This window comes from Anabaena sp. TISTR 8404, assembly GCF_056847745.1.
The window spans coordinates 4,499,346-4,520,625 of record NZ_CP180578.1; the positions used below are offsets into that span (position 1 = coordinate 4,499,346).

Genomic DNA, 21,280 nt, shown 5'->3' on the forward strand with positions numbered 1-21,280 from the left:
AAATTTAGTAATATTTGTTGCTAAATATTTTTCTAATGTTAAGTACATTTGTGTGAGTTTGCCAAAAATTAAATTCTATTATGACAGAGCCTCTGGAAAAACTCTGATAGTTTCTTGTTTTGCTCAGGCAAAGGCTTGTGCCTGCTGTATCCAGCTTACGCCTATATTTATTAAGTAGTAATAAAGTTGGTCATTTACTTTATTTAGTGCGATCGCATACCTGTTATTCAAACTCCAGTTTGCTCTTCAGCTTGCCTATTGTATTTGTAGCTTAATAAATAGATATAAATTTAAATACAAAATATTTATAAAGTGCAGAAGTCAAATATTGAAAGCAACCCAGTTATCTGGATAACTAGGCTGCTTTCAATGGAATTAAAAACTAACCAGCCAAACTTTCGACACTGAGAGGAACCATATCCCCATTCCTGGTGAGTCCTAATAACATCGGTTGTTGAGGTTGAATCAATTGACCTGTAAGTACACAACGTTCTTCCTGTTGAGCAGTGGCGGCTATACTAGCTCGAATATCGGCTCGTGAAAATCGCGGTTTCCACTCACCGGATTTTTGCTGGACATAATTCCAGAGAATATCGCGGATTAAGGCTTGATAGCCTTGATTGCCAGCTATTTCTTTGAGTTTGTCTTTGAGTTCTCGCTCCAGTCGAATGCTGGTAACTTCCATATCGGTAGTTGGAGTGCGAGTAATCGTATGCATGACTTTTTCTCCTTAAAGTATAGACAGGATAGTAATACAAGTGTAGTATGTTTAAAGGAATGTTCAATAGGTGAAATTTTCTGTGAAATCCATTTACCCCATCTCTACTTCCTTGCGTGCCACCAACTGCCGATTTAGTTGGGAATCAGCCGCTGTGGGAGTGGAGTATTTATTTATGGGCGATGATAGCCAGATTCATGGGCTAATCACAGAGGAGAATTATGATTCTAGATATCTCGGCATCGGCGTGCTGAATGCAAAACCACAACTGAACCAAATAAGCGGGAGGTACAGACAAGAGAATGCTGTACCGATATAAAACCAGAAAAGTTTTTGGTAAATTTCTAACCCCCGCTTCACTTAGACCAGAAGCGGGGGTTTTTTAATAAGGAGTGAAGCTGTGACGAGCGTAATGCAAGTGTTAGAGCAATCCGTGGTGGTATTTTCGCAAAATTACTTGCCACTGTGTCGGGTAAATATCAAGCGAGCGATCGTGCTGTTAGTAACAAACAAAGCAGAACCGCTAGATTTTACTTCAGAAGCCGGATGGCGAGTTCATTCACCCAGTTTAGTAATTAACGTACCAAAACACATCCGTTTAAAAATTGGCTCTAGTGAGCGGACATGGAAAGTACCACCAGTGAATCGGCGGGAAGTTTTGCGACGAGACCATCACACTTGTCAATATTGCGGTAGCAGCAAACGTTTGACCTTAGATCACGTCATCCCTCGATCTAAAGGTGGTTTACACACTTGGGATAACGTAGTCACAGCTTGTGAAAGATGTAATTCCCGAAAAGGCGATCGCACTTTGTCTGAGGCTGGGATGCAGCTACGGAAAATACCGAAAGCACCAATTCACCCAGCGATCGCTTTTGCAGAACAGTTCTGGACAAATGTGCAAGCAAACCTGGAATAACAGGAGAGCATAAGGAATGCTGAAATTAACTTACACCGAAAGGAGCTTTTGTTTAGAGTGTATTCCTCAGTCACTAGAGGAGTGGGTAGCACAGCGAGTAATTTTCGCTATGCGAGTTGGACAAAATTTGTGTGTTGAACCAAGTTCTGCTTCCTTTTTGCTACCTGTTGATCTGCCAGGGGTAGAAGCACTTAAGGCTGAGGTGAAACGAGATGATCGGGAAGTTGTAGCTTTGTGTGTCTGCGATAGCGAATATATGGAAGTTACGCTGCGGGGTTCTTGGCTATCGAATGGTGCTGAAGATTCTGTAGGTGTGTTTATTACCACAATGAGTGATCGCACTGAGTTCTTTCTGCACAAACTTTGGCAAGAAGCGCAAGCTTGTGCTTCTGTAAAGTATGAAGTGTGAAGTATGAAGTATGAAATGTCAGGTATGAAGTTCATCCTTGAGTTTTTCAACTTTAACTTTGAAATTTTTCAGACTTCAGACTTCTCCACTTTCTTGTAGTAGTTCGGGTATTGTGACGAATCGATAGCCTTGCTGTTTTAGTCCAGTGATGATTTGTGGCAGTGCTTCTACTGTTCTGTGGCGATCGCCTCCACCATCGTGCATTAAAACAATAGCTCCTGGTTTCGCGCCTTTCAACACATTATTCACAAATGCTTGGGGTTTAGCGTGGGGGTCTGTATCGGCTGAAGTCAACGACCACATAACTACAGAATATTTTTGGCTTTTCGCGTAAGCAGCTAATCCGTTGTTTAAAAAGCCGCCAGGAGGTCGAAACAAAGTTGTTTTGACTCCTGTTGTTTTGTAAATCAGGTCAGATGTGCGGTCAATTTCCTTTTTGGCTGTGACTGCATCCATGTTTTTATACCAGTGATGCCAAGTATGGTTGCCAATGGCGTGTCCCTCAGCTACAACTCGCTTGGCAATTTCAGGATTTGCTTGTAAAGCACTCCCCACCCAGAAGAATGTCACCTTAACATTATTTGCTTTGAAGATATCCAGCATTTGTAAAGTTGTTTTTGGCCAGGGGCCATCATCAACAGTCAAGGCAATAACTTTCTCTTGATTACTCGGTTCTACTTTATATAAGGTTTTTCCTTGAAATTTCGCCGGAACCTCGAAATTAGGGTTTTCTGGCTTAGTTGATGGCTGTGAATTGACATCTATTGGGTTGGTTACTGCTTGATCTGGCACTTGTGCTGCATGGACTTTGTTAATTGGTTGGGCATTTTCCAATTTTGCAGACGTGCTACAGCTTGTTACACAAAAGGCGATCGCTACACAACCAAATATTCTGTATAACTTCAGGTCTTTTTCTTTCACATTAGGTTCCTAAAAATATTCAGCCCATCATAAGCTTGTAGTTTTACTTTTCAGAGAGGTTAATAAGTCAAAAGCTAATCAATATAAGGGTTTTCAGCCATTTTCAAAAATTTTTGCTCAACCCCTTGACACTTTTTGTAGTATATATGTAGTATATATGTAGTGAGGTGAAAGACAAAGCCTTCCAAAGTTAAAAATCATGTTCTACACACAAATACAGAACAGGCACTGGAATCAACGAAAGTTTCCAGTAAAAAAAGCCTCTCCCACTTCTAAACAACTGGAAGTAGAGGACATCCAAGCCAAAAGTTCTCAATTGGTTTAAGCAAAAACCACCGAATACATCAGTAATACACGACAGGTTTATTACTTAGAGCGTCGGTTATTTGGTTAACAGTTTTTCTCAAGCAAAGTAATTTTCCGAACCTTGAAAACTAAATAAGGAATGGGCAAGTTCACCAAAAATTATCTGTGCCTTTAAAAATTCAAAAGATAAAAGTAAAAAAATCTTTCTTTTGCCTTTTAACTTTTTACTTTTGCCTTCTAAACATTAGGCACAGATACCAAACATGGGGGTATAGCTCAAATGGTGAGAGCGATCGCCGCTCCAGCGATAGGTTGCGAGTTCGATTCTCGTTACTCCCGTGTAGCCTTGTGGACGACTAGATAAGTCACTGTGCATCTCAAGCACAGAGAAGCGGATGCAATTCCCGTCAAGGCTCCTATAAGGCTGAGTAGCCAAGTGGTTGAAGGCATTGGTCTGCAAAACGGACATCGTGAGTTCAAATCTCACCTCAGCCTTGGGTACGTTGCAGTGTAGCTTAACGGTAAAGCCCTCGGCTCATAACCGAGTATATGCGGGTACCCTTCGGGAAGCCGCTCCGCGTCTACAAATCCCGCCGCTGCTACCAATGCAGGGATGGTGTAAAGGCAACACCTCGTGACTCCAAATCCGATGTTCTGGGTATCCTTCGGGAAGCTGCCCTAGCGGGCATCTACAAATCCTAGTCCCTGCGTCACACAATTTTGGATTTTGAATTACCGATTTTAGATTGAGTTTTTAATCTAAAATCCAAAATTTAAAATCTAAAATTCTTTTGCCCCCGTGGACGAACGGTTAAGTCACTGCTCTTTCAAAGCGGAGATTGCGGGTTCAAATCCCGTCGGGGGAATTATGGTTCGATGGCCGAGTCTGGTTAAAGACGACAGTCTGTAAAACTGTTCTATTTTGTTCGCAGGTTCAAATCCTGCTCGACCCACTGTGGAGAGGTGGCTGAGTGGCTCAAAGCGTCCTCCTGCTAAGAGGAAACGGGTAGTTAATATCCGTCGAGGGTTCAAATCCCTCTCTCTCCGCCTGAAAAGTGCTGAGTTCTGAGTTCAAAGTGCTGAGTAAAAATACTAGCCTCTAGTCCCTAATCCCTATTGAGAGCGTGGTGTAACTGGATAACATCTCAGTCTACGAAACTGAAGACGTGGGGGTTCAAATCCCTCCGCTCTCGTTACATAGGAGAGATGGTGGAGTGGCTGATTCAAGTTGAATTAAACCAGTCCACGGGGTAATTACCCATCTCTCCTTCCTATCCCCTGGTAGCTCAGTTGGTAGTAGCGCCTGTCTGTTCGCGAAGCGTGTCCGATAAGGACAAGAACAGGAGGTCGTCGGTTCAATTCCGATCTAGGGGACTACGTTGCCTCGTAGCTCAGTGGTAGTAGCGATCGCCTGTTAAGCGAAAGGTCGCAGGTTCGATACCTGCCGAGGCAGCCATTCATTGCCGGGTGGACGAATTGGAAAGTCGCATTGCTCTGAACGATGAGGTTGCAGGTTCAAACCCTGCCCTGGCAATAAAGCCCTGTGGTGTAATTGGCAACATCCCGCCCTTTGAAGGCGAAGATTCCAGGTTCGACCCCTGGTAGGGCTGCCAAACTTTGCTCTTGTAGCCCAACCGGAAGAGGCGCTTCGCTTAGAACGAAGAGGTTGCTGGTACCCTTCGGGAAGCCACTACCGCGTCTACAAATTCCTCCACTCGCTTGCGTAGTCCTGTAGTTCAACGGTAGAGCAATTGCCTTACAAGCAATAAGTTGCGGGTTCAAATCCTGCCAGGACTACCAATTATTGAGAGTGTAGCTCAATCGAAGAGAGCATCGAGCTTCTAACTCGAAGGTTGTAGGTTTGAGTCCTACCACTCTTGCCTTAAAAAGCCAAAAGAAAGAATTTAAACAGTTCTTTTTACTTTTTACTTTACACTTTTTACTTTCTTCATGGGGTCATAGCTCAAATGGCTAGAGCGCCTGCCTTGCAAGCAGGAGGTTATGGGTTCAATTCCCATTGATTCCATTGATGGTGTCTGAAGCCAAAGCGGTCGAGGCACTGGTTTGTGGAACCAGTCGTAACGGGTTCAAGCCCCGTCAGGCACCCCTTCAGGGAAGCTGTCCGGCATGGACGAGGAAACCGCCTTGAAAGCGGCTGCGGCTAACACCGTCAAGAGTTCGATTCTCTTAGCTTCCGTTAAATTACCACCTGAAGCCGAAAAGTGAGGCGCTGTGCTGATAACACAGTTATAGGAGGGGCAGTACCTCCCTGGTGGATTGAATTTGGGGAATAGAGAGTAGTGAGTAGGGAGTATGAAGAGGTCATCAGACAGGAAGTTGAGAGAAAATCTCTCTCCTTTTCCCCCTGCACCTTGTCTCCCTTGTCTCTTCTTCCCACTCCCTCATTCACGGGTGGTTGGCATAGCGGCTGTGCAGCGGGCTTTTAATCCGCCATAGAGAGGTTCGACTCCTCTACCACCCATTTTTAATCAAGCTCTACAGAGAGTCTATATGCTGCTGTACTTTCTGTAACAGTGGCTGATACTCGATTTGCTGAGATAATTCATGGGCATTTTGGTAACAAGATAGGGCCTTCTTTTTGCGTTTGGTTGAGGCGTACAAGTTGCCCATATTTAGTAAAGTCGAAATTTCTCCCAAGCGATCGCCGAATTCTTGATAAATTGCAATGGCTTGTTTATAAAATTTCATTGCCTGCCAGTTATTTCCTAGGATGCTGTAGGTGTAACCAATATTGTTTAAAGTTGTTGCTTCACCAGCGCGGTCTTGCAGGGCGCGACGAGACAACAGTACTTGATAGTAAAGTAATAACGCTTGTTTAGGTTGTCCTAAATCACTGTAAACAGAAGCAATATTATTCATGGTTGTTGCTTCCCCAACCAAATTTTTGACAGCTCGATGAATAGAAAGTGCTTCTTGCAAATACTCTAGAGCTTGCCCATGCTTGCCTAAGACACTGTAAGCAAACCCAAGACCATTTAATGTTGTGGCTTCACCAGAAAAGTCACCTAGCAATCGCCGCATTGAGAGAATTTGGTGCTGTAGTAACAGCGCTCGTTTTGGTTCTCCTAATTTGGTGTAAATTAGTGCCACATCATTGAGAGTCGAAACTTCCCCCTGACTGTCTTGCAATCTTCTAAACATTTCCAGGGCTTTATCCAAATATTTCAGCGCTTGCGAAAACTTTCCGAGACGGCTGTAAGTAGAACCCAGATTACTAAGGGCAGTTGCTTCGGCTCTTGCGTTACCTATATCTTGAGCAACTACAAGTGCTTGCTCAAAACACTCTAATGCTCTTTGAGGTTGCCAGCAGCCAAGGTGAGCTAAACCGAGGTCGTTTAATGTGTAACCCTCTTTGGCTCGATCAGAAATTGCTCTAGCTAATTCTAGATTCTTGGTTGCCAGAGCGAGTGATTCTTGAAGTTTACCTTCCTGGTAATAGCGGGTTGCTTGATCTCGACGTTGTTCCCACTCTTGGACTGGATTGAATGATTGCGTCATTTGACCTCAGTTGCACTGGAGATACATTAGGCAGGCTCTTTTGGAGCAAACACCCCTAAGACAGAAATTTGCTTAGGTTGCCCAAATAAATGTTAAACATTATTTTCTACCTTGAGATATAGGATGTAAATAGGAAAGTGTGGTATATTTTTCAACCAAACTAACAAATTGCTACAAATTTCTTATATAACAGGTTGAGTTTTATAGCTTATTCTTACAAAGTCATATAATCAGTATCTTAATAAGCTTTTTTGGCGTAAATCTAAACAATAACTGGAATTTTAGTTAATTTAAGACGAGGCTCTTAAAAGTGTTGTTTAATGGATTCTTTGTGGTTTTATGAAGAGATGTAAAAATTTTAGGTTGAAGATAAGAAATGTGAATATTTTTTGAAAAAGCTAATCATATAGAGTAAAGATATAAATCTGCTAAAGATAACAAATAATCTGCGGTTAATTAAGAGTTGAACTGAGAATACCCACCCTGCGTACTTAGACTTCAGCGAGATAACGTTGTGCTGCTTGTAATATTTTCAATTGCAACAACTTTTCATCTCCTAGCGGCTGTTGATAACTAGGTTTGATAGGAATTACGTTTAAACTGCGAATAATCTCAGTTGCGACAGCTTTTGCTAATAGTGGTGGTACAGAATTACCAACTTGGCGGAACCCATGCCATTTGGTGACATGAAATCTAAACCAGTCTGGGTAAGAATGCAGTCGTGCTGCTTCCCTAACAGTGATGCAACGGGGTGTAAATGGATGAATTGGTCGCGGAGAAGTGAAAGAACCCCTGTATCTATCTGTTCCAGCGCGTAAAGTATTGCAGACACCAGCAGGATGCAGTTTATGAAAGCGACTAATTGGTTCTCTTTCTCCTTGGGGTGTGTCTTGAAAGCGTTGAATTGTTGTGGGTGAGTGTTTCGTTCTAAAACTAGAAGAAAGGATGCGGGAATCGAATTGGCGATCGCAGCTATAATCATCTGTTAAATTACTAATGCCGCGCAGTGCTAAAGCATAATCGCTAGGTTTGCCATACTCAGCAAATACCCAATCTTGCTCTAATAATTCTGAGTAATTTTCAACTTCTGGTATATCGCCAATTGCATCCCACACCGTCGGACTCAGTGGTAAAGCATTTTGTTGCGTTGGCTGATTTGGTTTTGCTATTTGAGTAATGGGTTTGGGATACTTTGGTAAATTGACATCTTCTCTGGCTCCCAACAAAAACAAACGCTCACGAGATTGTGGTACACCATAATGAGCAGCATTGAGAATTTGATAATTTTCTTCTACTTGATAGCCGTGAGATTGAAACTCACTAATTAAACTTTTGAGAATTTGTTTGTGTTCGCCAACTGTAATTCCGCGAACATTTTCCATCACAAAATATTTCGGTTGTAGTTCCAACACTAAGCGATGAAAATGAAATACTAAAGAGTTTCGCGGGTCATCAAAAACCCGTTTACCCATGAGTGAGAAACCTTGACAAGGTGAACCACAAATAACTGCATCAATTTCACGATCGCCTATTTCAGAACGTTGGCGAATTTCTTCTCCTGTCGTATCTTCTACACTTTTGCACAATACTGTACAAAATGGAAAGTTAAACTCATGGGTAGCGCAGTGGATGGGGTCAATTTCTACAGCTGCCAATACATCAAAACCAGCTTGTTCAAAGCCAAGGGTCATGCCGCCTGCGCCTGCGAACAAATCAACTGCGATTGGTCGTCGTTTTTTCATTAAGTGCTGAGTGCTGAGTGCTGAGTGCTGAGTGCTGAGTAAAATTAATTCACACTTCAGACTTCAGACTTCATAATTTATACTTCATACTTCATACTTCAGTTAGCATTTGCAAAATTTCTTGAGCAGCGCGATCGCATACACCAATTTCTCCCAAACATTGTCGCATTTCGGCATAATCTGTCAATGTCTGCTGTCGGCTTTCGGGATTCAGCAGTAAATCCATCGCTGCTTGGGTAATATTTTCTGGTGTAGCTTTTTCTTGTAATAACTCTGGCACAATCTCCTTCATCACTACTAAGTTCACAGGTGAAGCGAAGGGAATAGAACCTTTAAGGATTTTCCGCGCAATCCACACAGTAATAGCATTGAGGCGATAAACCACAACTTGCGGCACATTAAACAGCGCTAATTCTAAGTTAACCGTGCCAGATTTAGTAATGGCGAAATCAGCCGCAGCAAACACTTCCTTTTGTTGGCCAGATACGATTGTTGCTCGTAAACCGTAACTTTGAATTGCTGCTTCTATTGGTTGTTTAAAGCTTTCTAAAGATAAGGGAATCCAAAAGTGAGCTTCTGGTAATTTAGCTTGAATTGTCTGAGCCGCTTCAAAAATTATGGGTAAAAGATATTTGAGTTCTTGCTGACGAGAAGCGGGTAAAAGTGCGATCGCAATTTGTTCTGCTGCAATTCCCAATTTGGCACGCGCCGCCTGACGATTGGGTGTATCCTGCATCCGATCAATTAACGGATGCCCTACCCAGCTAACATTTCCGCCATTTTCTTGATAATAACGTGCTTCTTCGGGGAAGATGGCTAAGAGTTTGTCTGTAAATCCCACAATGCGAGATGTGTTTCGCAAACTCATTGACCAAACCCATTCTTGGGGAGCAATGTAATACACCACAGGTACATCAGGCAGGTTTTGCTGCATATAAGTACCAATGCCAAGGTTTGGCCCCATGTAATCAATCAACACAACTAGGTCTGGCGGATTTTGCTTGAGATAGGCGATCGCTTTTTGTTGTACTAATAAAGTTGGGACAACATAAGGCAGAGATTCTAAAAGACCCATTGAGCCAATCCCACTGGTATTGCCCAAAATAGTTGCCCCTGCCTTTGCCATTTTCTCGCCACCGAGGGCGACAATTTCTAATTCCAACCCAGCAGCAACGGCTTGACGTTGAATCGCTGCAATTAACAGCGACCCTTGCAAATCGCCAGACACTTCGCCAGTGCTGATAAATATCCGCATTTTTATCAAAAATTACTCAAAATTTTCCAGTGAGAAATTAGAAGTTGAATTCACTCCTAATTTCTCCCACATAACTTAGGACTCATCACTCGCGCCTGCTTTACCCCTACCTGGAATCAAGCCGCGTCTTCCTGGCATTTGAGACAGAAGTATAAAGCGGCGTAAGTGCTGTAGTTCCTCTGTATCTCCTAGCTGTTCTAACTGTTCTAATGCTTCCTTGAAAGTCAAGTTAGAACGGTAGAGAATGCGGAAGGCTTTTTTGAGAATTTGCAGGTCACTGGCTGACATCCCAGAGCGTTTTAGTCCTACTAAGTTGAGGGTTCTAACTCGTACCGGATTACCCTCCACTAGCATATATGGCGGCACATCCCGGTCAATGCGTGACATTCCACCGACCATTGAGTGTCTACCAATATGAACAAATTGATGAACTCCCAAAACACCACCTAGTCTGGCACGAGACTCAATGTGGACATGACCTGCTAAAGCCACTGAGTTGGGAATTACTACATGGTCTTCTATTACGCAGTTATGCGCCACATGAACATAAGCCATCAGCAAGTTGTTGCTGCCGATGATTGTGGCTTCTCCCTCGCCAGTGGCGCGGTTAATGGTGACATATTCTCGAATTAAATTATCGTCACCAATTCTTACCCAGGTAGGTTCTCCCACAAATTTGAGATCCTGGGGTTCCATGCCGATAGCTGCACCTGGAAAAATCTGATTTCGCGCCCCAATTTCACAAGGCCCTTCTAGCACTACATGAGCGCCAATTATTGTTTCAGGGCCGACTTTGACATGCGCTCCAATCACAGCATAGGCACCGACTTGCACTGTAGGGTGGAGTTCCGCTTTAGGATGAACTACAGCCGTTGGATGAATAAGAGTCTTCAAGGGTGAATCTCCAGAACTGTCTTGAGAAGCCAGCGCTTTGAGGCAACTGGCATTGCTGAGTTTTGAGAACTTCAGCAAAGAAAAGTGTCGGGCGAAGCAAGTTAAGTGTGAGGGCAGCGAAAATCAAGAAATTTCAAATTCTATTGTGGATAATTATTTACTTGTTATCCTTTTTCAGGATTGAGTCAAGGTACATCACGGTTGTACCGAGATACTCAAACAAGTTGTTAACCAACTAAAGAAAACATCAATTCGCCTTCAGCAGCGAGCTGTCCATCAACTTCGGCCCGGGCTTGCATCTTCCCAAACCGACGTTGTTTGATACATAACAGTTCCACTGTCATGATTAGCTGATCTCCAGGAACAACTTGACGACGGAAGCGGGCTTTATCGATACCAGCAAATACAAACAGTCCACCTGCATCGTATTCTGGCAGTTGTGTTAACACAATTCCGCCAACTTGTGCCATTGCTTCGACAATTAGCACGCCTGGCATCAGTGGTCTACCGGGGAAATGTCCTTGGAATTGAGGTTCGTTAATAGTAACATTTTTAACGCCCACTGCCAGTTTTCCTGGTATATAGTCAATAATTTTGTCTACCAGCAAAAAGGGATAGCGATGGGGTAGCAACTGCTGAATTTCTTCGGTAGTGAATGTTTTTTTCACTTCAGGTGCAGTTGGAGTTTGTGTGACAACAGATGAGGATGCGATCGCATCGCTACTATTTACTTCTGCAAGAATTGACATTGGCGGATTGTTTGACCTTGACTGTAGAAATTTAAGTGGGATGGCGCTGAAACCCCCTCAGATTTTGTCAGTGGGATTTTGCTGTGCCGCTAAAATCCTTTGCGCAAGTTGAATATGTAAATTGTGGCTGGCTTTATATGCTAAGAAATGAGCCTGCGGGAAAATTCCCAATAAACTCAAATCCCCTACTAAATCCAACATCTTATGACGGACTGGCTCATTTGCAAATCTTAATGGCGGATTTAACCATCCTTCAGACCCGCAAACCAGAGCATTATCCAAACTGCCACCTTTGATTAATCCAGCCTTTTGTAAGTATTCTATTTGATGTAATAAACCAAAGGTACGCGCAGGTGCAATTTCCGCAGCAAAGCTAACAGCAGCATCACCAACATCAGCCGTTAATAACCAGCTGTGCCATTGGTTGCCAATGGCAGGCAAATCAAAATCAATACCGTAACTAAAGCGGGTTTCTGTTGCTGGTAAGGCACAGGCAAAAGCATCGTTTTGATAAACCCAGATTGGTTCGTTGACTACCACACCAACTTGGGTTTCATCCGCTGGTTGTGGTTGTAAGCCAACTTGCGCAATACTAGCTGCCCAAATTTGTGCTGAGCCGTCCAATAGTGGAACCTCTGGCCCATCGATTTCGATGCGGGCATTATTGACACCCATACTTGCCAATGTTGCCAATAAATGCTCTACTGTGCGAACAGATGCTTCACCTTTACCCAACTGCGTTGAGAGAACAGTTTCATTTACTGCTGCCAATAGAGCAGGAATAATTGGCAAATCTGGTAAATCTACCCGTACAAAATAACGCCCACTGTTAGCTGGGGCTGGCAATATCCGCACATTAGTAGTGATACCGCTATGCAGCCCAACTCCAGTTTGGTAGATTTCCCCTGCTATGGTGTGCTGTTGCATAGGCGAAAATTTAATACACCTTAATAAATAGTCAAGGGTCAAGGGTCAAAGAGTCAAGAGAAAGTATGAAGTATGAAGTGTGAAGTCTGAAAAAGCTAATTTCATACTTCAGACTACCCTGCGGGACGCCACCCAAAGGGTGTCTACACACTTCAGCCTTTTTAAAATCTTTCGCCGATGCCGAAATTAATGCGGCTGTCACCGTCGTCGTTGATACCGTAGTCGATGCGAATTGGCCCCAAGGGCGATTGCACGCGCACGCCCAGACCATAACCATAGCCAGTACCATTTTTGTTGAGAACTTCTGCTGCCCTTGTACTGCTGCCTAAGTCGCTACCAACATCAAAAAAGACTGCGCCACTAACGATGGAAAAGACAGGGAAGCGATATTCAACTGATGCTTGTACGTAACTGCGTCCACTGGCTAATGTACCTTCTTCATAACCGCGCACCGAGTTACTACCACCCAAAGTAAATGCTTCGTAAGGCGGTAAGTCACCCAAAATAGTTCCGCCTTGAATGTTAAAAGCTAGAGTTTGTGGGCCTTTAGAAAAGTTAGTGAGTTGAACGGGAATGTATTGGCTGTAGCTTCCCCGCAATCTGGTGAGTAAAATATTACCTAGCCCTACTGGTACTGACTGATCAACCCCAAAGCGGAGGAAAGAACCACTGGTAGGTTGTAGGGGATTGTTACGGCGATCGCGCTGTGTACCTAGTTGTAATAACAATAAGTCGTCTTCACCTTCACCAGAGAAGCTTAAGGGAATTAATTCTCCAGGTACTCCATCTGTGTACACTGTGCCAAATCTTCTAAGATTACCATCAGCATCACGGGTGGAAACTCGTTGATATTGCAAACCTGCTGACGCTGTCCATTCTGCGCGTTCGTAGGGATTACCAGACAAAGGACGGGTAAAGGTAACACCACCACCTAACCTTAGCACACGGGGGCGATCGCCCTCTGTATCTCCAGATCTAAAGGTTTCTACGTTGTCATCTGTTCCTTCATAAACCAAGGAAATAGAACTGCGACGGAAAATATTCGCTGTGTAGGAAGTACGGTAGGGGTCACCAGCAATCCAGGGATCAGTGTATCGCAAATCAAACAGTAACTCCCGTGTTCCCACTTGGACTTCTGCCCCTAATTTTTGATTTCTACCGTTGAGGTTTTGCTGTTGATAACTTACTGTCCCAAATAGTCCACTGGCAGAACTAATACCAGCACCAGCTGCGATCGAACCACTACTACGTTCAGCTACGTTCACGACAACATCGACTTTGCTAGGGTCAGTACCAGGATCTAAAGAAACATTCACATCTTCAAATAAGCCTAATCCGTATACCCGTTGCAGGTCTCTTTGTACTGTATTGCGGTTAAATACTTGTCCTGGCTTTAATTCTACTTCGCGTGTAATAATATACTCCTGTGTTCGACCCCGAATTGGTCTGCCTTGGTCGTCTGTTTCCTGACCTTCTTTGTTACGGAATCTAACTTTAATATTTTCTACTACACCTTCTGCTACTTGTAGAGTGACGACTCCGTTTTCCGAAACTTGTGGCGCACCAATCACGTTGGCTAACACATAACCTTGGTCTTGATAGCGTTTGGTTAAGGTCTTGATACCTTCTTGCAAATCACGCAAATTGAGGATTTTGCCATACTGATCCTTAAAAACTTCATCCGCAGTGTTAGCAGGCAGGACAGAAGCAACACCAGTGCCAGGATTAGCTTGAATTTCCACTTTTGTCAGCACAGGATTAGGCTGCACAATAAAGCTGACTCGCACGCCCAAGGGAGTATCTTCTGGTTGTGCTTGGACGTTGGAGAAGAAACCCGTACCGAAAATAGAATTAATATCTTCTTGCAACTGAGTACGGGTTGTTGTTCGTCCTGGTTGAGTCCGAATGACTTGATAAACTTTCTCTTCTAGTTCTGGGGTTAATTGTCCTGTCTGGGATCTCACAACTACTTCTGACACTAACACCCTAGGTTCTGTTGTTTCGGAAGTGCCATTAGGTTGAGTATTCCCTGGAGATGTGGGAAAAGCAGGTTCTATTGTTGGCGGGTTGGTATTCTCTGGTTGAGTATTCCCTGGAGATGTGGGAAAAGCAGGTTCTATTGTTGGCGGGTTGGTATTCTCTGGTTGAGTATTCCCTGGAGATGTGGGAAAAGCAGGTTCTATTGTTGGCGGGTTGGTATTCTCTGGAGATGTGGGAGAGGTGGGTTCTGCCGTCGGCGGATTAGTGTTTTCTGTTTCTGGAGTAGTAGGAGATGGGGCAGGTGTTTGTTGTGTAGCTGGTGGTGGGTTATCAGGAACGGTGTTGGGCTGTTGAATATCAGAGTTTGGCGTTGTTTCTGGAGTTTGGGCAATTTTTGGTACTGTTACGGTGGGTACGATCACCTGTGGTTTCAGTGCTGCCGCTGACTGTGTTAGAAAAACTGCGACAGTTTCAGGTTTAGTATCTTCGAGTACCTTAACTTCTGTGGTGTTGAGATCAGATGTTAAACTTTCTTTGGCCAAACCTTGGCTTGCGTCATTCTCTTGTGGCTGATTTGTCGCGGTTTTTAAAGCTTTAGCTGTCTGTTGTAAATATTCAGGAGTTTGAGCTTTCGCATTGAGAGAACCGCTTAATGGCGCTGTAATTGCTACAACTGCTACTAATATAGGAGATAAACGCATTTTATTGATATTCCTCTTCACTTCCGCACACCATCACACACTAGTCAATAGTCAATAGTCATTTGTCAATAGTCAAGAGTCATTAGTCAATACAAATGACCAAGGACAAATAACTACTCACTTTAAATTAATTTTTATTTTCTACAACTTGTAGCACTCGTTGTAAAACCTCCTGGTAAGCATCTTCTACATTGCCTAAATCTCGGCGGAAGCGGTCTTTATCCATTACCCTGCGGTTAGGATCAGTTTCTCCTGTGTCCCATAAACGACAGGTGTCTGGGCTAATCTCATCTGCCAAGAGTATCTGCTGTTGTGAGTCCAAACCAAATTCTAGTTTGAAGTCTACTAGAGTAATGCCGCATTGCTGCCAAAAGTTAAGCAGAAACTCGTTGACTTGCAATGCTAGATTCTTAATTGCGTCTACTTGTTCCGCCGTAGCTAGTTCCAGCAAGAGTAGACGATCGCGTGTTAACAACGGGTCTCCTAGTTGATCATTTTTGTAATAAAACTCAACCAAAGGCTGTTTTAAAACTGTACCAACTGGTAAACCTGTTTGTTGGCTGAGACTACCAGCAGCAATATTTCTGACAACTACTTCTAATGGTAAAATCTTGACCGCTTTCACCCGCATTTGATTTGGGGCTGGACTGTCAATATAGTGAGTTCTTATACCGTTTGCTTCCAATTGTTTAAATAATTGGCTAGAAATACTACAGTTAATTTTTCCCTTGCCTATGATACTGCCACGCTTTTGGGCGTTAAACGCAGTCGCATCATCTTTAAAATCAGCCAGCAAGACTTCTGGATTATCTGTTGTATAGAGTATTTTTGCTTTGCCTTCGTATAGCTTGGAATGAACTGACATGGTAGGAGGTAAACTTTTCAGCAATGGGCAGCTTGTGTCCTTTCGGGCTTAACCATTTTATCTTTAGTTAACAAAGATTAGCCAATCAGTTGTGAGTTAGCTATAAAAAGGTTAAACAGAACTTATGAAATCATAGGGGTTTTCTACAGTAGCTTCCTCTTGTGCTGACTGGGTATTTACCCGTAAATCTTTTTACAATCTCCACTCATCAATTAATTGTCTTGGAAGCTTGTTTCATGAGACATCCTTAAAAGTAAAAACTTAGTTACTATAGAACTCATATTTGATTTTTGAAAAAAATCAGTACACTTAGACAAAGTTTCTTTTCTACTCCCTACTCCCCATTCCCTATTCCCTGTCTACACAAGTAAATTCGGAAATCAAACCGGATTCCTAAATATATGCTTTTTAATTGGTTATGAAAATGCATCATCACATTTGTGGCTGTCGTTTTGTGAATATGACAAACGCAGCTTCTGGTTAATGAACTTTTGCTATTGAGTCGAATTAATTCTTGGTTAAGATGGAGTGCGTAAAATTGCTTTTAGATATATAAAATCTAACCTCTAGTAGAGTTAAATTTCCTTAAAAATCAGTAGACTATCAATGTAGGTTTTTTTACAAAATCAGCTAAATTTTTGCATCTTAGAGAAGTTAGTATAAATTTAAACTCAGTAGATAGCAGTTTAAAGATGATTAGTATTTAATTTGGAAGTATGTAAATTAGCAACTGGCAGAAGGGTACACTATTAGTAATTCCTGCACAACGATTGTTTCAAGATAATTGCTGATCAAGCTCTTTCACCTTTAAACACAGGATGTATGCATAACTAATAATTGAACTTTAGATATTCAAACAATAACGGAGCTTAACAAGTGGAGCATCAAATAGTGAACAAAGATGATTTTATTTATCCTCATGGCCGCTATTACGGTCAAGTCAAACCAGAAAACTTAGTATTTAATGCCAATCTTCAAGAATTTGCTCAGAAAGTTAGTTACGTTTGTAGCTTAGAAACAGGCGGAAAAATTGCACCAGATGATGCTTATGAACAAATCAAAGCTTTGTGGAAACAGTTAAAACACAGTAAAAAACAGCTACAAATTGGCGAGAATCCTTTTAAAAATGAAGGTGGAGAAGCTGAAGAATAAGAAAAAATACTGGGATTAATAAATAGTAAAAAGCGAAAAATTAATTTTGATTGATTACTGGATATTTTACAGCAGGTAACAGGGAACAGGGAATAGTGTTGAAAGCCTCTTATAGGCATCCGATTTGATTACTGAAAATCCTTGTATAGGGAGGGAATAGGGAACGGGGAACAGGGAAAGGATAAGAGGGAAGCTAGATGTGTACTGAATTTTTTTCAATAATCAAATATGAGTCCTATATCATATAGCTTTGTTCTTCAACTTTGTACCTCATTCACTTGCAATCTGCTGTGTCTACTCTGTGGCAGCATATCCTGAATTCAACCCAGTTCAAGATATTTTGTAGCCAACAATCCACAAATTTACGTTGCTACTTGCTAACTATTGTCCAAACACCATCCCAAGAATATGGAGGTGGTGTTTTATGGTAATTATGAGCGCGTTCTAAATGAATATCTACAGCTTGGTCGTTGGGTCGAATATATTTAGCAGCGGCAAAACAAGCGATCGCTTTGGTAAAATCACGCGATAAATAGGCAACTCTGCCAGTATGGTAGTGAAATAAAAACTCTTGGGTATCAGCATCCAGGGGAGTGTTGCGATCGCCAATTAACTCGTAAATATTTACCGCCTGGTGTTTACCCTTAACTCGAATTTTATCTAACTGACGTACCCAAATGCGATCGCTGCACAGTTGGTAAGTAAATTCGCTCAAAATAATATCACAGCCATATTCTTTGGTGACGGCTTCTAAGCGGGCGCTTAAGTTGACGCTATCACCAATCACGGTGTAATCCATACGTTTTTGGGAACCAATATTACCGGAAACAACCTCCCCAGAACTAATTCCAATCCCAATGCGAATTTGAGGTTGTTCCTCAATAATGCGCCGTTGGTTAAATTCTTCTAGACGTTGGCGCATATCCAAAGCTGACTGCACTGCTTGCCAAGCATGGTTTTCTGTGAGTGGTAACGGCGCACCAAAAACAGCCATTAAAGCATCGCCAATAAACTTATCTAAAGTGCCTTCGTAATTAAAAACTGCCTCCACCATTGTTTCAAAATACTGGTTCAACAACGATACAACTTCCGCTGCTCCCAGATTTTCTGTCAAAGTAGTATAACCACGAATATCAGAAAATAAAATCGTTACATCTTTACGTTCACCCACCATTAAGGCATCTTCACCCAAAGCCATTACTTGTTCAGCTACATGGGGAGTAAGATAACGATACATTGTAGTTTTCAGGCGTTTTTCTTGACTAATATCTTCCAAAACAACCAAACCACCTCTAACTCCGCCTTCTGGGTTTGTTAGAGGATTAACTGTTAAATTAATACTGCGTTCTAATTTTTCTACCTGACTAGAAGAAATTAACTGAGATTGGGGAGTTAGGGGTAGATTCCAGGGAATGAAAACATCGGGGTTGGTGCGATCGCGTACTGCTAATATTAACTGTTGACTACTAACTGCTGAATCCTGAGTGTCACTACCAACTCGCCCATCTAAACTTAATGCTTGATACAGCCCTACTATCAGACTTTGCTCTGGGACATAATGTCTAGCACCAACTGTTAAACTATCTTCTAAGCGAATTTGTAAATTTTCAATCGGTACTACTTCCCAAACAAAGCGACCGATTAAATTTTGTTCCCATAGTAATTTATTGCTTTTGTTATTAGCCTCTCCTACAGGACAACCTAATAACTCTAATGCTGCATCGTTAATCGTAACAATTCGACCAATCATATCTGTAGAAATTACAGCATCTGAAAGACTTTGTAAAATGTCTTTTTGATACTGTTTTTCTAGCAAGACATTTTCAAATAAACGAGCATTTTCTAATGCTATGCCAGCTTGGATATTAAATGCTCGCATAAACTCTTCATCAGAAGCAGTAAAACTGCCTTTTTGCTTATTAATTAGTTGTGTGACACCAATTAATTCGTTGGCAGAATTAAATACTGGTAAACATAAAATATTCCGAGTTACATAGCCAGTTTTTCTATCTGTTGTGGGGTCAAAGCGAGGGTCTTTATAAGCATCAGGAATATTCAATGCTTCTCCTGTAGATGCGACATAGCCAGCAATACCACGATTTGCCGACATCCGAATTTCCATAAAATCTGTTTGATCAGCAGCAGCAGCTACTTTTGTCCAAAGTTCGCCCATTTCTTTGCGATACAAAAATAGCGTGCTGCGGTCTGCTTGCATTAAAATTCGGGCTTGTTCCATAACTATTTGCAAAGTTGCTTCTAAATCTAAACTTTGCCCTAGTGTTTGAGTTGCCCTTAAAAGTGCTGTTGCGCCCCGTTGATTGCGGGCTGCAACATAAAAAGATTGACAAGTTTCTAAAATAATTCCTATCGAAGCTGCAAAATCCCGAAAACAGTTTTCATCTTCATGATTAAAGGGAATATTGCCTTCTTTATTTGCTAGTTGGACTACGGCAACAATTTGATTTTTACTACTCATCACAGGCATACATAAAATATTACGAATTCTGTAGCCCATTTGTTTTTCTAAATCGGGACTAAATAAGGGATGAGTAGCAGTTTCCGCAATATTTAAGTATTGGCCTGTACTCGCAACATGACCAGGAATCCCAACGGTAATGGGAGTCCGAATTTCTAAAAATTTTTGACTATTGTCTTGAGGAACTTTTGACCACAGTTGACCTTTATCATAGTCAACTAAAAAAATAGCTGTGTGTTCGGCTTGCAGAATTTGACCAATTTTCAGGGTAATTGCTTCTAAAACCTTCTCCAACATAGTTTCTAGAGCTTCATTATTGATCAATTCAATTGCTCTGAGAAATTGTTGGAACTCAGCAGTAATAAAGTCCAGTAAACAAACAAATTCGTTAACAGACAGGTCTTTGACACGACGCAGTAAAGCGTGGGTGCGATTAACTTGCGTAAGTTCGGTTAATGTAGCCAAGACGCTACCAGGATTGGGAAGAGTCATGGAAATTTTTAATTTTAAATGTGAGTTTGAAGAGTTGCTTGCGCTATAGCGTTAATCGCCATTCCCAGGAATTACAGGCGGGAAACCCCGCCTAATGTCTCATTTAAACCTCTATTTAAATACTGCTGTCGGTTGTTTTGTCAAGATTATTTTTTGATAGTAATCTTGCAGCTGGCGTGTGGCCGCTGCCCATCCCCACTTTTCTGCTTCCTTACGAGCGTTTTGACGAATGATATCTCGTTCTTGTTGATTTTCCAAGAGGCGAATTGTGGCAGAAATAGCATCTTGAATATCAGCTTTGGGGTCAAAAAGATATCCATTCACACCATCTGTAACAATATCAGGAATTCCTCCAGAACGGGCTGCAACTACTGGACAACCAGCGGCCATCGCTTCTAATAGAACTAACCCTAGGGTTTCTGTTCGGGAAGGAAAGATAAAGGCATCAGCACTAGCAAAGGCAGAACCTAACTCACGTCCCATAAGGTAGCCAACAAAATTAGTATTTGTGCCAGCAAAATGTTTTTCTAATGCTTGGCGATGTGGCCCATCTCCTACTAAAGCTAATCGTGCTTGGGGGATGGCTTCTAATATTGGTTTAATGCGTTCGATTTCTTTTTCGGCAGACAGACGGCCAACATAAAGTAGCAAAGGGCTTTCGGGATGGTTTTGTGAAAGACGCGATCGCATTTCTAAACTTGCTAAATCAGGGTGAAATAATTCTGTATCTACACCCCGTTGCCACAAATCGACTCTTTCAATGCCATGTGATGACAGTTCATCCATCATGGCTGTAGAGGTACAAAGATTTAACAATGCTTGATTATGAGCGCCTTTGAGCAATTCCCACAATAATCCTTCTAACATACCTAAACCGTAATGCTGGAGATATTGCGGTAAATGGGTATGGTAAGAAGCAACTAAGGGCAGCTTCAAAACTTTGCTATAAAAAATGCCTGATAATCCTAAAACGGCTGGATTCACAACATGAATCAAATTTGGCTGAAATTCTTCTAAGGCATAACCAATTGCTGGGCGAGGCAGTGCCATTTTCAACTCTGGATACAGAGGTAAAGGAAAGCCACTAACGCCGTAAACTTTCGCTCCTTTGTGTTCCGTAATTCCACCCTCAGGGGCGATTACTAAAACTTGATTTCCATTGCGTTGTAGATGGTCAACGGTGTGGCGTAGGCGTGTAACTATGCCATCAACTTTCGGCAAAAAGGTTTCGGTGAATAGGGCTATTCTCATAAAA

At 42.2% G+C, this 21,280-nt stretch carries 16 protein-coding genes and 18 tRNA genes; 22 read left to right on the top strand and 12 right to left on the bottom strand.

The genetic code is table 11. From position 1 onward, the window contains the following. Positions 1–382: 382 nt before the first annotated feature. Positions 383–718: a ribbon-helix-helix domain-containing protein gene (locus ACMX3D_RS19465; RefSeq protein WP_015113795.1), complete on the bottom strand. Its 336-nt coding sequence runs from the start codon at positions 716–718 to the stop codon at positions 383–385. 70 nt (positions 719–788) lie between these two features. Between ACMX3D_RS19465 and ACMX3D_RS19470 the strand changes: the two genes are divergently transcribed. The 3 genes from ACMX3D_RS19470 to ACMX3D_RS19480 all read left to right on the top strand — a co-directional run bounded on the left by ACMX3D_RS19470 (position 789) and on the right by ACMX3D_RS19480 (position 2,046). Continuing rightward, entirely contained in the window at positions 789–1,037 is a 249-nt protein-coding gene (locus tag ACMX3D_RS19470; RefSeq protein WP_482747513.1) for a hypothetical protein, read from the top strand. Between the two features lie 81 nt (positions 1,038–1,118). After that, a complete protein-coding gene (locus tag ACMX3D_RS19475; RefSeq protein WP_482747514.1) occupies positions 1,119–1,637 on the top strand; it encodes an HNH endonuclease in 519 nt (172 codons plus the stop codon). A 16-nt stretch (positions 1,638–1,653) separates the two neighbouring features. Next, on the top strand, positions 1,654–2,046 hold the full coding sequence (locus ACMX3D_RS19480) for an alr0857 family protein (protein ID WP_482747515.1): 393 nt from the start codon (positions 1,654–1,656) through the stop codon (positions 2,044–2,046). 75 nt (positions 2,047–2,121) lie between these two features. Here the strand turns inward: ACMX3D_RS19480 and ACMX3D_RS19485 are convergent, their stop codons facing one another. Beyond that, positions 2,122–2,967 (bottom strand): polysaccharide deacetylase family protein, encoded by an 846-nt coding sequence (locus ACMX3D_RS19485; RefSeq protein ID WP_482747516.1) that lies wholly within the window; start codon positions 2,965–2,967, stop codon positions 2,122–2,124. Between the two features lie 571 nt (positions 2,968–3,538). Between ACMX3D_RS19485 and ACMX3D_RS19490 the strand changes: the two genes are divergently transcribed. From ACMX3D_RS19490 to ACMX3D_RS19575, 18 genes are all read left to right on the top strand, one after another. After that, positions 3,539–3,612, top strand: a tRNA-Glu gene (locus tag ACMX3D_RS19490). Positions 3,613–3,695: 83 nt separating this feature from the next. After that, positions 3,696–3,768 (top strand) — tRNA-Cys (locus ACMX3D_RS19495). Positions 3,769–3,777: 9 nt separating this feature from the next. Then, a tRNA-Ile gene (locus ACMX3D_RS19500) sits at positions 3,778–3,878 on the top strand. Between the two features lie 2 nt (positions 3,879–3,880). Then, positions 3,881–3,983, top strand: a tRNA-Trp gene (locus ACMX3D_RS19505). An 84-nt stretch (positions 3,984–4,067) separates the two neighbouring features. After that, positions 4,068–4,139: transfer RNA gene (locus tag ACMX3D_RS19510), tRNA-Glu, on the top strand. Between the two features lie 4 nt (positions 4,140–4,143). After that, a tRNA-Tyr gene (locus ACMX3D_RS19515) sits at positions 4,144–4,226 on the top strand. A 4-nt stretch (positions 4,227–4,230) separates the two neighbouring features. After that, positions 4,231–4,320, top strand: a tRNA-Ser gene (locus ACMX3D_RS19520). Positions 4,321–4,391: 71 nt separating this feature from the next. Continuing rightward, positions 4,392–4,466: transfer RNA gene (locus ACMX3D_RS19525), tRNA-Arg, on the top strand. Between the two features lie 82 nt (positions 4,467–4,548). Then, positions 4,549–4,647, top strand: a tRNA-OTHER gene (locus ACMX3D_RS19530). Between the two features lie 6 nt (positions 4,648–4,653). Then, positions 4,654–4,729, top strand: a tRNA-Asn gene (locus ACMX3D_RS19535). Between the two features lie 5 nt (positions 4,730–4,734). Further along, a tRNA-Gln gene (locus tag ACMX3D_RS19540) sits at positions 4,735–4,807 on the top strand. A 3-nt stretch (positions 4,808–4,810) separates the two neighbouring features. After that, positions 4,811–4,886, top strand: a tRNA-Gln gene (locus ACMX3D_RS19545). A gap of 112 nt (positions 4,887–4,998) precedes the next feature. Further along, positions 4,999–5,073, top strand: a tRNA-Val gene (locus ACMX3D_RS19550). A 6-nt stretch (positions 5,074–5,079) separates the two neighbouring features. Further along, positions 5,080–5,153: transfer RNA gene (locus ACMX3D_RS19555), tRNA-Arg, on the top strand. A 72-nt stretch (positions 5,154–5,225) separates the two neighbouring features. Then, positions 5,226–5,299 (top strand) — tRNA-Ala (locus ACMX3D_RS19560). A 6-nt stretch (positions 5,300–5,305) separates the two neighbouring features. Next, positions 5,306–5,379, top strand: a tRNA-His gene (locus ACMX3D_RS19565). Between the two features lie 7 nt (positions 5,380–5,386). Continuing rightward, positions 5,387–5,470 (top strand) — tRNA-Ser (locus tag ACMX3D_RS19570). A 213-nt stretch (positions 5,471–5,683) separates the two neighbouring features. After that, positions 5,684–5,755: transfer RNA gene (locus ACMX3D_RS19575), tRNA-Lys, on the top strand. Between the two features lie 14 nt (positions 5,756–5,769). On the opposite strand, the gene ACMX3D_RS19580 is transcribed toward ACMX3D_RS19575, so the two are convergent. From ACMX3D_RS19580 to purC, 8 genes are all read right to left on the bottom strand, one after another. Next, positions 5,770–6,792, bottom strand: a complete 1,023-nt coding sequence (locus ACMX3D_RS19580; RefSeq protein WP_482747517.1) for a tetratricopeptide repeat protein — start codon at positions 6,790–6,792, stop codon at positions 5,770–5,772. A gap of 491 nt (positions 6,793–7,283) precedes the next feature. Further along, complete coding sequence (locus tag ACMX3D_RS19585) at positions 7,284–8,534, bottom strand: DNA cytosine methyltransferase (RefSeq protein WP_482747518.1); 1,251 nt, start codon at positions 8,532–8,534, stop codon at positions 7,284–7,286. Positions 8,535–8,625: 91 nt separating this feature from the next. Then, the gene (gene lpxB / locus ACMX3D_RS19590) at positions 8,626–9,789 is read right to left on the bottom strand and encodes a lipid-A-disaccharide synthase (protein WP_482747519.1); all 1,164 of its coding nucleotides are present in this window, start codon (positions 9,787–9,789) and stop codon (positions 8,626–8,628) included. A 75-nt stretch (positions 9,790–9,864) separates the two neighbouring features. Beyond that, positions 9,865–10,683 carry an acyl-ACP--UDP-N-acetylglucosamine O-acyltransferase gene (gene lpxA / locus ACMX3D_RS19595; RefSeq protein WP_482752381.1) on the bottom strand — a complete coding sequence of 273 codons (819 nt, stop codon included), beginning with the start codon at positions 10,681–10,683 and terminating at the stop codon, positions 9,865–9,867. Positions 10,684–10,910: 227 nt separating this feature from the next. Further along, positions 10,911–11,432: a 3-hydroxyacyl-ACP dehydratase FabZ gene (fabZ, locus tag ACMX3D_RS19600; RefSeq protein ID WP_482747520.1), complete on the bottom strand. Its 522-nt coding sequence runs from the start codon at positions 11,430–11,432 to the stop codon at positions 10,911–10,913. Between the two features lie 57 nt (positions 11,433–11,489). Continuing rightward, positions 11,490–12,359, bottom strand: a complete 870-nt coding sequence (lpxC, locus tag ACMX3D_RS19605) for a UDP-3-O-acyl-N-acetylglucosamine deacetylase (protein WP_482747521.1) — start codon at positions 12,357–12,359, stop codon at positions 11,490–11,492. A gap of 161 nt (positions 12,360–12,520) precedes the next feature. Next, complete coding sequence (locus tag ACMX3D_RS19610; protein ID WP_482747522.1) at positions 12,521–15,040, bottom strand: BamA/TamA family outer membrane protein; 2,520 nt, start codon at positions 15,038–15,040, stop codon at positions 12,521–12,523. Between the two features lie 127 nt (positions 15,041–15,167). Continuing rightward, complete coding sequence (gene purC, locus ACMX3D_RS19615; RefSeq protein ID WP_482747523.1) at positions 15,168–15,905, bottom strand: phosphoribosylaminoimidazolesuccinocarboxamide synthase; 738 nt, start codon at positions 15,903–15,905, stop codon at positions 15,168–15,170. An 891-nt stretch (positions 15,906–16,796) separates the two neighbouring features. On the opposite strand from purC, the gene ACMX3D_RS19620 reads away from it, so the two are divergent. After that, complete coding sequence (locus ACMX3D_RS19620) at positions 16,797–17,057, top strand: DUF7219 family protein (protein ID WP_482747524.1); 261 nt, start codon at positions 16,797–16,799, stop codon at positions 17,055–17,057. A gap of 370 nt (positions 17,058–17,427) precedes the next feature. On the opposite strand, the gene ACMX3D_RS19625 is transcribed toward ACMX3D_RS19620, so the two are convergent. Together ACMX3D_RS19625 and ACMX3D_RS19630 are read right to left on the bottom strand one after the other, a co-directional pair. Further along, the gene (locus ACMX3D_RS19625; RefSeq protein WP_482747525.1) at positions 17,428–20,025 is read right to left on the bottom strand and encodes a GAF domain-containing protein; all 2,598 of its coding nucleotides are present in this window, start codon (positions 20,023–20,025) and stop codon (positions 17,428–17,430) included. 111 nt (positions 20,026–20,136) lie between these two features. After that, positions 20,137–21,276 carry a glycosyltransferase family 4 protein gene (locus ACMX3D_RS19630; protein WP_482747526.1) on the bottom strand — a complete coding sequence of 380 codons (1,140 nt, stop codon included), beginning with the start codon at positions 21,274–21,276 and terminating at the stop codon, positions 20,137–20,139. Positions 21,277–21,280 lie beyond the last annotated feature (4 nt).

Coding starts and splice junctions, on each gene's coding strand:
- ACMX3D_RS19585 (WP_482747518.1), bottom strand. CDS start 8,534: ATGAAAAAACGACGACCAATCGCAGTTGATTTGTTCGCAGGCGCAGGC.
- lpxC (WP_482747521.1), bottom strand. CDS start 12,359: ATGCAACAGCACACCATAGCAGGGGAAATCTACCAAACTGGAGTTGGG.
- ACMX3D_RS19580 (WP_482747517.1), bottom strand. CDS start 6,792: ATGACGCAATCATTCAATCCAGTCCAAGAGTGGGAACAACGTCGAGAT.
- lpxB (WP_482747519.1), bottom strand. CDS start 9,789: ATGCGGATATTTATCAGCACTGGCGAAGTGTCTGGCGATTTGCAAGGG.
- purC (WP_482747523.1), bottom strand. CDS start 15,905: ATGTCAGTTCATTCCAAGCTATACGAAGGCAAAGCAAAAATACTCTAT.
- ACMX3D_RS19630 (WP_482747526.1), bottom strand. CDS start 21,276: ATGAGAATAGCCCTATTCACCGAAACCTTTTTGCCGAAAGTTGATGGC.
- ACMX3D_RS19480 (WP_482747515.1), top strand. CDS start 1,654: ATGCTGAAATTAACTTACACCGAAAGGAGCTTTTGTTTAGAGTGTATT.
- ACMX3D_RS19465 (WP_015113795.1), bottom strand. CDS start 718: ATGCATACGATTACTCGCACTCCAACTACCGATATGGAAGTTACCAGC.
- ACMX3D_RS19610 (WP_482747522.1), bottom strand. CDS start 15,040: ATGCGTTTATCTCCTATATTAGTAGCAGTTGTAGCAATTACAGCGCCA.
- ACMX3D_RS19625 (WP_482747525.1), bottom strand. CDS start 20,025: ATGACTCTTCCCAATCCTGGTAGCGTCTTGGCTACATTAACCGAACTT.
- fabZ (WP_482747520.1), bottom strand. CDS start 11,432: ATGTCAATTCTTGCAGAAGTAAATAGTAGCGATGCGATCGCATCCTCA.